The sequence below is a fragment of the Mesorhizobium sp. P3_A8 genome, from assembly GCF_056402995.1.
Window position 1 is genome coordinate 202,038 of the sequence record NZ_JBFUGI010000007.1, and the last position, 10,852, is coordinate 212,889.

The following is a 10,852-nucleotide window of genomic DNA, read 5'->3' on the forward strand; positions in this document are numbered from 1 at the left end:
CTTTTGCGGCGGCTTTTCGCTTTGGGGTGGGCGATGCTGCGCGCATGCTGGATAAGAACCGCACCACGATCGACCCAGAGCATGGCAGTCAGCCCACGCCGCTGATCGCGATTGCCAGCGTCATCGTGTCGATGGCGCTGATCGCCATCGGCAACGGGTTGATGTTTGCCTATATCCCGGTCCGGCTCGGTGCAGAAGGGTTCGATCCGACCTGGGCCGGGTTGATCATTACCGGGCTGTCGGCCGGCGGTCTCGCAGGCTGTATCCTGACCGGACCACTGGTGCGCCGGGTCGGCCATGCCCGCGCCTTCATGGTGCTGTCGGCGCTGATTGCGCTGGCCAATGCCGCCGTTGGTGCTGGACCGCATCCGATTCTGTGGATCGCTGCCCGCGCTCTGTACGGCTTTGCCATATGCGGCCTGTTCATCGTCGCGCAGAGCTGGCTGAACGATGCCGTGGCCAACGCCATACGCGGACGGGTGATGGCGTTCTTCTACGTTGCCTATGTCGCTGGGCTCGGTGTTGGCTATGCGACGCTGGCGCTGGTCGATATCAGAACCGCGGATGCGCCCTTGATCGGCATCGTCTTTACTGCCCTGTCGATCCTGCCCGTCGGCATGACACGGCTGGCGCAGCCGCCGGCGCCGCAGGCGGCCTCGGTGGCGCTGCGCCGGGCCTGGCGGATTTCGCCGGTCGGCGTTGCCGGCATGCTGGCGGTCGGCGGCCTGTCGATGTCGATTGCCGGCTTTGCGCCGATCCATGCCACCGCCAAGGGCTATAGCCAGGCCGATGTGGCGCTCCTGCTTTCGGTGATGCCGCTCGGGACGCTGATCCTGCAGCTCCCATTCGGCTGGATTTCCGATCGCACCGACCGCCGCTATGTGCTGATCGGGGCATCCGGGCTTGCCGCGTTGGCCGGCATTTTCGCGCTCGGCTTCGACGGCGGCGCGCTGCCGGCGCTGCTGGTGATCTATGTCTTGTGGGACGGCGCGGCGGAATCGATCTATTCGCTGTCCAGCGCGCATGCCGCCGACCGTGCCGGCAAGGACGATATGGTGGCGCTGTCCAGTTCGCTTCTGTTTGCCTGGTCGCTGTCGGGCTTCATCGTGCCGGGCATCGTCACCGCGCTGTCGGCCGTCTTCGGCACACAGGCCTTCATCTATGTGGCAATCGTCATTGCCTGCGCCTTCTGCCTGTTCGTGCTGCTGCGCGTGTTCACCACACAGGCCGTGCCTGCCACCGAGACCGGCAGCTTCGCGCCGATGACGGCGCAAGCGCCGCTGCCGGTCGAGCTTGCTTATGCGCCGGACGAGCCTCGGCGCGCGGGTGATTGATTACTGCCGGCGCGCTTCGGGCGTCGGTGCTTCCGGCGGCGGCAGCGGGATCGAAATGCCTTCGCTATCGAACTCCTGCTTGGCGCGTTTGGTGAGATCGATCTGGGTGGCGAAGAAATCGGCTGATGACGTCCAGTAGCGCAAGGTGATGGAGACGGTGCTGTCGCCCAAGGTCGCGACGAAGGCGATCGGTGCCGGTTCGCGACGGATGCGTTTCTCGGCGCCGGCTATGGCAAGCAGTGTCTTCTGGGCGCGGTCGATGTCGTTCCATGAGCCGATCGAGAGGGTGATATCGGCGCGACGCACGCCATTGCGCGAGAAATTGCGCACCGGCTGGTTCCACAGCGTCGAATTGGGCGCCAGGATATAGACGCCGTCGGCGGTCCTGAGCTTGGTGGCGAACAGGCCGATTTCCTCGATCGAGCCTGATATGGAGCCGACCTCGACGGATTCGCCGATGCGGAACGGCCGCAGCGCCAGAAGCATGATGCCGGCGGCGATGTTCTGCAGCGTGCCTTGCAGCGCCAGGCCGATGGCAAGGCCGATGGCGCCGATCGCGGCAATGATCGATGCGGTCTGCACGCCGAACTGGCCGAGCACCATGATGACGACGAGCACCAAAATGGCGTAGCGGACGATCTTGGAGAAGAAATGCCGCAGCGTCTGGTCGAAACCATGGATGTGGCCGAGGCCAGCGAAAATGGAGCGTTCGGCGAGCCCGGCGACGATGTAGCCGACGACAAGCAGAATGACGGCACCAATGGCCGAAAAGGAGTACGAAACAATCAGCGTGCTGAGCTGGGCCAGGCTGGCCTGAACGGTAAGAAGAGCATTTTGCGGGTCGATCGGCATAGTGGAATCCCGGTTGGTCGATGAGCCGATAACCCATGCGGGCGGCCTGAGTTCCGATCTTTTAAGGGGTGCGGCGGAACCACAGGACCAACAAGACGTTAGTGCGCGGCGCGGCTGCGTCTTGAAACTGTCAGGGAACTCTGCCTATCTAAGCAGTGTCACCTGCTTTTGGGGGTGATTTGGTTGTTCTTGCTGCGAAAGGAAATACACTGAGAACAGCACTGCGGAAGAAGGCCGATATCATGCCTTCGCCGGCCAGGATCAGCGTAGACGACGCCGTGTCCCGTGCCATCAAGACAGTCCTTGCCAGTCTGGAAGACTCCAAGGCCGAAAATATTGTCTCAATCGACATTCAGGGGAAATCGAGCCTCGGCGACTACATGGTCGTCGCGTCGGGCCGATCGCACCGTCATGTCTCGGCTGTCGCCGATCATCTCCTCAAGGCGCTCAAGGATGCCGGCCTCGGCACGGCGCGCGTCGAGGGGCTGTCAGGCGCCGACTGGGTCCTGATCGATTCGGGCGATATCATCGTCCATGTCTTCCGCCCCGAAGTCCGCGAATTCTACAATCTTGAAAAGATGTGGCAGGCGCCGGATCTCGAGGAAGAGACCCTTCATTAAGCTGCACTGTGCCGTTGCCCAGAATCGGATTTACCCTTTGGGTGACATGCATTAGCGGCTTATAGAGGCGAGGATGAAGATTTCAGTTCATGCCGTGGGCCGAATGAAAACCGGCCCCGAGCGGGAGTTGGCCGACCGCTATTTCGAGCGCTTTGCCAAGAGCGGGCCAGCGGTCGGGCTTGAATTCTCGGGGATAACCGAGATCGCCGAGGGCCGCGCGCAGAGCGCTGCCGAGCGCCAGCGCGACGAAGGCTCCAGGCTGCAGACGCAGCTGCAGCCTGGCACCGCCCTGATCCTGCTCGACGAGCGCGGCAAGAGCCTTTCCTCGCAGGATTTAGCCAATCGCATCGGACAGTTGCGCGATGGCGGGCGCAAGGCGCTGGTGCTGGCCATAGGCGGCGCCGACGGTCACGATCCGTCACTGCGCGACCAGGCCGATCTGGTGCTGTCGTTCGGCGCGCTCACCTGGCCGCACCAACTGGTGCGGGTGATGCTGGGGGAGCAGCTCTACAGGGTCTCGACGATCCTCTCCGGCCACCCCTATCATCGCGCGTGAGCCTGCCGCTACAGTTGCCGGAAGCTGTGATTCGTCGCCCGTTGCCCGGATTTCCGCCCCAATGCCGCGTAAGATCGAAATCTCAGGTTTTTATGCATGTCGTTTCCCAAAATCGGGACCACTTTTGGGTGACATGCATTCGGGCGGGCTGTTCAAACATGGTTGATGGTTCGTTAACGAAGCCGCGGATAGTATAGATCGCGAATGTCTGAAGGCTGGAAATCGACACCGAGCCCAAAAGGGGGCTCCTGGCGCGCGCGCTGCGGCATCGCGGCAGCGGCGATCCTTCTGTCGCTCCACGCAGCGCGGGCCGAGAACACGCTCGACATGACGCCTGATCCGGACCAGAGCCGTGCCGAATACGAACAGGTTTCCAAGGAAATCACGCTGTCGTCGGAACGGCTGGCCAAGCTCGCCGCCGATATCGCCGCGGTCAAGAAGGACCATGCCTCGATCACCGCCGCACTGATCCAGTCGGCGATGACCGAGCAGAAGCTTGGCCAGGACATCGAGGACATCGGCGCCAAGCTGGAGGGGCTCAAGGCCCAGCAGCAGAAGATCCGTGCCTCGCTGATGGCACGGCGCGACGTGCTGGCCGAAGTGCTGGGCGCGCTGCAGCGCATGGGGCTCAACCCGCCGCCGGCGATCCTGGTCAAGCCGGAGGATGCGCTGTCGTCGGTGCGCAGCGCCATCCTGCTCGGCGCCGTGGTGCCGGAATTGCGCCAGCAGACCGATAGCCTGCTGGCCGACCTCAAGGAACAGACCCGGGTGACGGCCTCGATCGAAGCCGAGCGGGCGCGGCTGACGGAGGCGGTCGGCGAGCAGACGGCGGAAAAGAAGCGGCTCGGCATGCTGCTGGAGGCCAAGCAGAAGCTCGAGGCCGATACGCAGGCGCAGATGGCGACCGAGCAGCAGAAATCCGAAGCGCTGGCGGCCAAGGCCTCCAGCCTTAAGGATCTGATCGCGTCGCTCGAAGCGCAGGCCGACAAGACCCGCAAGGCCGCGGATGCCGCAAAGGCGGCCGCCGCGGGCCAGGGGGGTGACGGTCGGACGGGTGGCGACACAACGGCATCGCTGGCGTCATTGCCGGTTCCCGAAGGCAACAGGCTCACCGCGACGGCGCCCTTTTCAGCGCTGCAAGGGCAGATCGCGTTGCCGGTTACCGGCCGCATCAAACGCCGGTTTGGCGCCGATGACGGTAACGGCGCGGTGATGCTTGGAGACATGCTTGCGACACAATCGGGAGCCATCGTCACCGCACCGGCGGATGGGAATGTGCTTTATGCGGGGCCGTTTCGCTCCTATGGTCAACTCTTGATCCTCAATGCCGGGGACGGCTATCATGTCGTTCTGGCAGGGATGAGCAGAATCAGCGTCGTGACTGGCCAGTCGGTGCTCGCAGGAGAGCCGGTCGGCGCGATGGGAGAGGCCCGGGTGGCAAGCACCTCGGCTTCGAAGAATGGAAATGCCACACCGGAACTCTACGTCGAGTTTCGCAAGGATGGAAAACCCGTCGATCCGGCCCCATGGTGGGCGGACCGTTTTTCTGGAAGGACGTGAAATGATGCGGAAACTGTCGCTTCTGTTTGCCGGTGCGCTGATGGGCGCGTCCGCCATGAGCCTTGTCTATGGCGCTCCTGGCTCGTCGGCGAACGCTGCGGGATCGGAGACCTACAAGCAGCTGGCGATCTTCGGCGACATCTTCGAGCGGGTGCGGGCACAATATGTCACGCCGCCCGACGACAAGTCGCTGGTCGAGAACGCCATCAACGGCATGCTTTCGTCGCTCGACCCGCACTCCTCCTACATGAACGCCGAGCAGGCGCAGGACATGCGCGTGCAGACCAAGGGTGAGTTCGGCGGCCTCGGCATCGAGGTCACCATGGAGAACGACCTGGTCAAGGTGATCACGCCGATCGACGACACGCCCGCTGCCAAGGCCGGCGTGCTGGCCGGCGACTATATCGCCAAGATCGACGGCGAAGAGGTCCGCGGCCTGACGCTGAACGACGCGGTCGAGAAGATGCGCGGCCTGGTCAACACACCGATCAAGCTCACCATCCTGCGCCAGGGCGCCGACAAGCCGATCGAGCTGACGGTGGTGCGCGACATCATCAAGGTCAAGGCGGTCAAGTTCCGGGTCGAGAACGACATCGGCTACATGAAGATCACCTCCTTCACCGAAAAGACCTATGACGACCTCGAGAATGCCATCGACACCATCAAGAAGCAGGTGCCGGACGACAAGCTCAAGGGCTATGTGCTCGACCTGCGCCTCAATCCGGGCGGCCTGCTCGACCAGGCGGTGAGCGTGTCCGATGCCTTCCTGAAGCGTGGCGAGATCGTCTCGACGCGCGGTCGCGATCCGAAGGACGTCACCCGCTTCGACGCCAAGCCGAAGCAGGTCGACGATGTCAACGGCAAGCCGATCATCGTGCTCGTCAATGGCGGCTCGGCCAGTGCTTCCGAAATCGTCGCCGGCGCGCTGCAGGATCTGCGCCGCGTCACGGTGGTCGGCACGCAGTCCTTCGGCAAGGGTTCGGTGCAGACCATCATTCCGCTCGGCGAGAATGGTGCGCTCAGGCTGACGACGGCGCTCTATTACACGCCGTCGGGCAAGTCGATCCAGGGCAAGGGCATCACGCCCGACATCAAGGTCGACCAGCCGCTGCCGCCCGAACTGCAGGGCAGGGATCTGACCCGCGGTGAATCCGACCTCAAGGGCCACATCAAGGGCGCCGACGAGAGCTCGACCGGCTCGGGCTCGGCAGCCTATGTGCCGCCGGATCCCAAGGACGATCTGCAGCTCATCTTTGCCGAGCAGCTGCTGCGTGGCGAGAAGACCGATCCGGCCTTCCCGCCAAATCCGGAAAAGGCCGTGCTCAACCAGTAATGGTTTGGCAGTAACGGTTTGGCCGGCCAGGTCTGGCCGCCTGAACGAAGCAATGCGATGCTGCCGGGACCGAAAGGTTCCGGCAGTTTGATTCGGGGAGGCAAGACGCGGCCTCCAGATGTGGCGCCAGGGATGCGCCCGGGGACAGGGCTTGGCTGATATCGGCAAGGACATCGAACGCCCGCTTGGACAGACCGTCCGGGCGCCGCGCGCTGCCGGCAAGGTCAGCGCGGGCGTGATTGCAGCCAGCGCCGTGGTGCTGGCGGTGGTCGGCGTCTCGGCCGCGATCGCGCTCCGGGAAAAGCCGTTTCGCAAGCCGCAAGAGGTCGCCGTTTCGGCGCCGAAAGTGACGGCGGCCGCCGAGCCCGCCGCTGCACCATCCGCTTTGGCCCCGGTCGCGGCGCCAAAGGTTGAAACGCCGACCAAGACCGGTGGTCCGCAGATCATCCATGTGCAGAAGCAGGAGGGCGATGGTCCTCCGCAGGCGGCCATCGTCATCCGTGACCCCTCAAGCATCGGCCAGAACCTGAAGATCGCGCATATCCCCGACAAGGCGCTGATCGAGACCAGCGACACCGGACCCTTGCCGATGCGCTCCGCCGATGGGCGGCGGCCGTTCGATGTCTATGCGCGGCCGTGGTCCGGCGCGCGCGGTGCTCGCGTGGCGATCGTCATCGGTGGACTTGCGGTCTCGCAGACCGGTACCCAGGCGGCCATTGCGAAGCTGCCGCCGGAAGTGACGCTGGGCTTCGCGCCGCAAGGCAACAGCATCGGCCGCTGGATGCAGGCTGCCAGGCAGGGCGGCCACGAGATCGTCATGCAGGTGCCGCTCGAACCGTTCGACTATCCCAACGTCAACCCTGGCCGCAACACGCTGACCGTAGCGGCGAGCGCTGAAGAGAACCTCAAGAATCTGCACTGGGCGCTGTCGCGGACGACGAACTATACCGGCGTCATGAACTATATGGGCGCGCGCTTTTCCGCCGACACGGCGGCGATGGAGCCGTTCATGGCCGAGCTCGGCAAACGGGGCCTCGCCTATATCGACGACGGCTCGTCGGCACGCAGCCTGGCACCCGATTTGGCGCTGAAGGACGGCGTGCCCTTCGTCGCCGGCGACATGGCGATCGACGCGGTGCAGGATCGCGGCGCCATCCTGAAGAAACTCGACAGTCTCGAAGCCACCGCGCGCGCCAAGGGCTCTGCCGTCGGCATCGGCTCGGCCTTCGACCTGACGGTCGACACCGTCTCGTCCTGGATTGCCGAAGCCAAGAAACGCGGCATCGAGATCGTCCCGATTTCGGCGGTGGCGATCGATCCGCAAAAGGGGTGACGATCTGCTGATCGCACCGAACTTTCCCAAGAACAGCCAGAGAGCGTCAGATGGCTAAAAAGACAGTTGATCGTGAAACGCTGCCCTACCGTCCGTGTGTCGGGCTGATGATCCTCAATGGCGAGGGCCTGGTCTGGGTCGGGCATCGCATTGCCGAGCCCGACAGCGAATTCGCCGGCACGACGCAGCTGTGGCAGATGCCGCAAGGCGGCATCGACAAGGGCGAGGAGCCGCTGCAGGCGGCGGAGCGCGAGCTCTACGAGGAGACCGGCATGCGCAGCGTCTCGCTGCTCGCCGAGGCGCCGGACTGGATCAACTATGATCTGCCGGACCATCTCGTCGGCATTGCCTTCAAAGGCCGGTATCGCGGCCAGACGCAGAAATGGTTCGCCTTCCGCTTCCATGGCGACAGCAGCGAAATCCAGATCAATCCGCCGCCAGGCGGCCACACCGCCGAATTCGACGAATGGTCGTGGCGGCCGATGCAGGACCTGCCCGACCTGATCGTGCCGTTCAAGCGCAAGGTCTATGAAGACGTGGTGGCGGCGTTCAGCCATCTGGCGCGATAGAGCAATTCCAGGAAAAGTGTGAGCGGTTTTCCCGGGAAAAGCGGGTAGCGCTTTCCCTTGGGAATTGCGTTGAAACTAAGAGATAGCAAAGTGAACGGCGGCCTCTGAAACGATCGCGGTTGCCCCACTGGCCCGACGGTCCTATTGATGTCTATCCGCCACAATAAGGGTCGCCATGCACGACGCCCCCAAGAGGTCATCGCCCGAGGATGCTGCCATAAGCGAGGCGGCGGCTGGGGCCATCCTCACCATCGACCTCAGCGCGATCCGTGAAAACTACCGGCGACTGAAGGCGCGGCTGGGCGGCGTGCGCTGCGCCGGCGTGGTCAAGGCCAATGGCTACGGTCTCGGCGCTGCCCAAGTGGCATCGGCGCTGACCCGGGAAGGCTGCGACATCTTCTTCGTCGCCCTGCTGGCTGAAGGCATCGCGCTGCGCAAGGCGATTGGGGCTGGGCCAGACATTTACGTGCTGAACGGGCTGCCGCCAGGCTCTGAGCCGGAGGCGGTGGCGGCGGACCTCTGTGCGGTCATCAACAGTGGCGCGCAGTTGAAAGCCTGGAGTGCTGCGGCACGCGCTGCCGGCCGAAAGCTGCCGGCGGCGGTTCAGGCCGACAGCGGCATGTCGCGGCTCGGCATGGCGCCGGCGGAAGTCGAGGCGCTGGCCGGGGATGCCGGCGCGTTCGACGGAATCGACGTCAGATATGTCATGAGCCATCTGGCCTGCGCCGACGAGCCACGTCATGCGGCCAATGAACAACAGCGGCTGACCTTCGAGCGGCTACGCGCCATGCTGCCCGAGGCGCCTGCCTCGCTCGCCAATTCCTCCGGCATCTTTCTCGGGCCGTCTTACCATTACGACCTCGCCAGGCCAGGGGCGGCGCTCTACGGCATCAACCCGACGCCCGGCGAAGCCAATCCGATGCTTCCTGTCGTGTCGCTGCAGGCCAAGGTGGCGCAGACGCGCCGCGTCGAAAAGGGCACCGGCGTCGGTTACGGCCATACCTATCAGGCGGAAGGCCCACTCAGCTTGGCGACGATCTCGTTCGGCTATGCGGATGGTTGGCTGCGCCGTTCCTCTTCGGCGGCCTGGTTCGAAGGGGCGCGTCTGCCGTTCCTCGGGCGCGTTTCGATGGATTCCATCATTCTCGACATTTCCGCTCTGCCGCCCGGCAGACTGCGCGAGGGCGATCTGGTCGAGCTGCTGGGTCCCTCGCAGAGCGTTGACGATGCCGCCGGCCACGCCGGCACCATCGGCTACGAAATCCTCGCCAGTCTCGGCCCGCGCTTTCACCGGCGCTACGTCAATGGTTAGCCCTTGGGGCTAGCCTCTTGGCGGGCGCGGCAAAATCCGGCAGACAGGGAATGGCATGCCCGGTGTCCGTGGCGGCGTGGAGCGTGATGCGATGAAGATCATGGTGCTGGGCGGCGGTGTCATCGGGGTGACCACGGCCTATTATCTCGCCGAGGCCGGTCACGAGGTGACTGTGCTCGACCGCCAGAAAGGCCCGGCGCTGGAAACCAGCTTCGCCAATGCCGGTGAGATTTCGCCCGGCTATGCCTCGCCCTGGGCCGGCCCCGGCATTCCGCTCAAGGCGATCAAATGGCTGTTGATGAAGCACGGCCCGCTGGTGGTGCGGCCGGCTTTCGATCCGCATATGTGGACGTGGCTGGTCAAGATGCTGCGCAACTGCACCGCGGAGCGCTACGCCATCAACAAGTCGCGCATGGTGCCGCTGGCCGAATACAGCCGCGATACGCTGAAGGCGCTGCGTGAGGCCACCGGCATCAGCTATGACGAGCGCACCCAAGGCACGCTGCAGCTGTTTCGCACGCAAAAGCAGCTCGACGGCACCGGTGGCGATGTCGAGGTGCTGAAGAAATATGGCGTGCCCTACGAAGTCCTCGACCAGGACGGCTGCATCGCGGCGGAACCGGCGCTGGCCGGTGTGCGCGAGAAGTTCGTCGGCGGTCTCAGGCTGCCGCATGACGAGACCGGCGACTGCAAGATGTTTACCGACAAACTGGCCGAACTCTGCGTGGCGCGTGGCGTGACGTTCGAATACGACACGACGATCTGGCGCGTCATCCGCAGCCGCAACCGCATCGCCAACCTCAGCACCAGCAAGGGCTTCAAGTCGTCCGAAGCCTATGTGATGGCGCTGGGCAGCTACTCGGCCGGCTTCATGCGCCGGATGAAACGGTCGATCCCGGTCTATCCGGTCAAGGGCTATTCGATCACCGTGCCGATCAAGGATGCTGGCCTGGCGCCGGTGTCGACCGTGATGGACGAAACCTACAAGGTGGCGATCACCCGGCTGGGCGACCGCATCCGTGTCGGCGGCACGGCCGAGATTTCCGGCTTCGATCTCAGGCTGCACGAATCGCGGCGCCGCACGCTCGAACATTCGGTCGGCGATCTCTTTCCGGGCGCCGGCGCCATGCGCGAGGCGACGTTCTGGTGCGGGCTGCGGCCGATGACGCCGGACGGGCCGCCGCTGATCGGCCGCACCGAGCTTTCCAATCTCTTCCTCAACACCGGCCATGGCACGCTCGGCTGGACCATGGCCTGCGGCTCGGCCAAGGTGCTGGCCGACATCATCTCCAGTCGGGTCCCCGAGATCGATGCCCGTGCGTTGGCGCAGGAACGCTACCTGAAATAACCGCGGCGCGTCTTCTTGGGTGGATGCAATTCCGG

The 10,852-nt window shown here is 64.3% G+C and carries 10 protein-coding genes; 9 read left to right on the forward strand and 1 reads right to left on the reverse strand.

The genetic code is table 11. The annotated features are described in order from the left end of the window. Positions 1–44: 44 nt before the first annotated feature. Entirely contained in the window at positions 45–1,334 is a 1,290-nt protein-coding gene (locus tag AC1DX4_RS18400; RefSeq protein WP_477221643.1) for an MFS transporter, read from the forward strand. Here the strand turns inward: AC1DX4_RS18400 and AC1DX4_RS18405 are convergent, their stop codons facing one another. Next, the gene (locus AC1DX4_RS18405; RefSeq protein WP_477221644.1) at positions 1,335–2,186 is read right to left on the reverse strand and encodes a mechanosensitive ion channel family protein; all 852 of its coding nucleotides are present in this window, start codon (positions 2,184–2,186) and stop codon (positions 1,335–1,337) included. Between the two features lie 242 nt (positions 2,187–2,428). Between AC1DX4_RS18405 and rsfS the strand changes: the two genes are divergently transcribed. The 8 genes from rsfS to AC1DX4_RS18445 all read left to right on the forward strand — a co-directional run bounded on the left by rsfS (position 2,429) and on the right by AC1DX4_RS18445 (position 10,817). Then, positions 2,429–2,806, forward strand: a complete 378-nt coding sequence (gene rsfS / locus AC1DX4_RS18410; RefSeq protein WP_023777607.1) for a ribosome silencing factor — start codon at positions 2,429–2,431, stop codon at positions 2,804–2,806. 73 nt (positions 2,807–2,879) lie between these two features. Further along, on the forward strand, positions 2,880–3,362 hold the full coding sequence (gene rlmH, locus AC1DX4_RS18415; protein ID WP_477221645.1) for a 23S rRNA (pseudouridine(1915)-N(3))-methyltransferase RlmH: 483 nt from the start codon (positions 2,880–2,882) through the stop codon (positions 3,360–3,362). A 204-nt stretch (positions 3,363–3,566) separates the two neighbouring features. Continuing rightward, positions 3,567–4,922: a murein hydrolase activator EnvC family protein gene (locus AC1DX4_RS18420; protein WP_477221646.1), complete on the forward strand. Its 1,356-nt coding sequence runs from the start codon at positions 3,567–3,569 to the stop codon at positions 4,920–4,922. A gap of 1 nt (position 4,923) precedes the next feature. Then, the gene (locus AC1DX4_RS18425; protein WP_477221647.1) at positions 4,924–6,255 is read left to right on the forward strand and encodes a S41 family peptidase; all 1,332 of its coding nucleotides are present in this window, start codon (positions 4,924–4,926) and stop codon (positions 6,253–6,255) included. Between the two features lie 151 nt (positions 6,256–6,406). After that, positions 6,407–7,588, forward strand: coding sequence for a divergent polysaccharide deacetylase family protein (locus AC1DX4_RS18430; protein ID WP_477221648.1), 1,182 nt, complete (start codon positions 6,407–6,409; stop codon positions 7,586–7,588). 50 nt (positions 7,589–7,638) lie between these two features. Further along, positions 7,639–8,157 carry an RNA pyrophosphohydrolase gene (locus AC1DX4_RS18435; RefSeq protein WP_477221649.1) on the forward strand — a complete coding sequence of 173 codons (519 nt, stop codon included), beginning with the start codon at positions 7,639–7,641 and terminating at the stop codon, positions 8,155–8,157. Between the two features lie 175 nt (positions 8,158–8,332). Next, complete coding sequence (alr, locus tag AC1DX4_RS18440) at positions 8,333–9,469, forward strand: alanine racemase (protein ID WP_477221650.1); 1,137 nt, start codon at positions 8,333–8,335, stop codon at positions 9,467–9,469. 91 nt (positions 9,470–9,560) lie between these two features. Continuing rightward, positions 9,561–10,817: a D-amino acid dehydrogenase gene (locus tag AC1DX4_RS18445; protein WP_477221816.1), complete on the forward strand. Its 1,257-nt coding sequence runs from the start codon at positions 9,561–9,563 to the stop codon at positions 10,815–10,817. Positions 10,818–10,852: the final 35 nt, after the last annotated feature.

What these genes read in the sequence shown, in the direction of transcription:
- AC1DX4_RS18400 (WP_477221643.1), top strand. Translation starts at nt 45, where the DNA reads ATGCTGGATAAGAACCGCACCACGATCGACCCAGAGCATGGCAGTCAG.
- AC1DX4_RS18405 (WP_477221644.1), bottom strand. Translation starts at nt 2,186, where the DNA reads ATGCCGATCGACCCGCAAAATGCTCTTCTTACCGTTCAGGCCAGCCTG.
- rsfS (WP_023777607.1), top strand. Translation starts at nt 2,429, where the DNA reads ATGCCTTCGCCGGCCAGGATCAGCGTAGACGACGCCGTGTCCCGTGCC.
- rlmH (WP_477221645.1), top strand. Translation starts at nt 2,880, where the DNA reads ATGAAGATTTCAGTTCATGCCGTGGGCCGAATGAAAACCGGCCCCGAG.
- AC1DX4_RS18420 (WP_477221646.1), top strand. Translation starts at nt 3,567, where the DNA reads ATGTCTGAAGGCTGGAAATCGACACCGAGCCCAAAAGGGGGCTCCTGG.
- AC1DX4_RS18425 (WP_477221647.1), top strand. Translation starts at nt 4,924, where the DNA reads ATGATGCGGAAACTGTCGCTTCTGTTTGCCGGTGCGCTGATGGGCGCG.
- AC1DX4_RS18435 (WP_477221649.1), top strand. Translation starts at nt 7,639, where the DNA reads ATGGCTAAAAAGACAGTTGATCGTGAAACGCTGCCCTACCGTCCGTGT.
- alr (WP_477221650.1), top strand. Translation starts at nt 8,333, where the DNA reads ATGCACGACGCCCCCAAGAGGTCATCGCCCGAGGATGCTGCCATAAGC.
- AC1DX4_RS18445 (WP_477221816.1), top strand. Translation starts at nt 9,561, where the DNA reads ATGAAGATCATGGTGCTGGGCGGCGGTGTCATCGGGGTGACCACGGCC.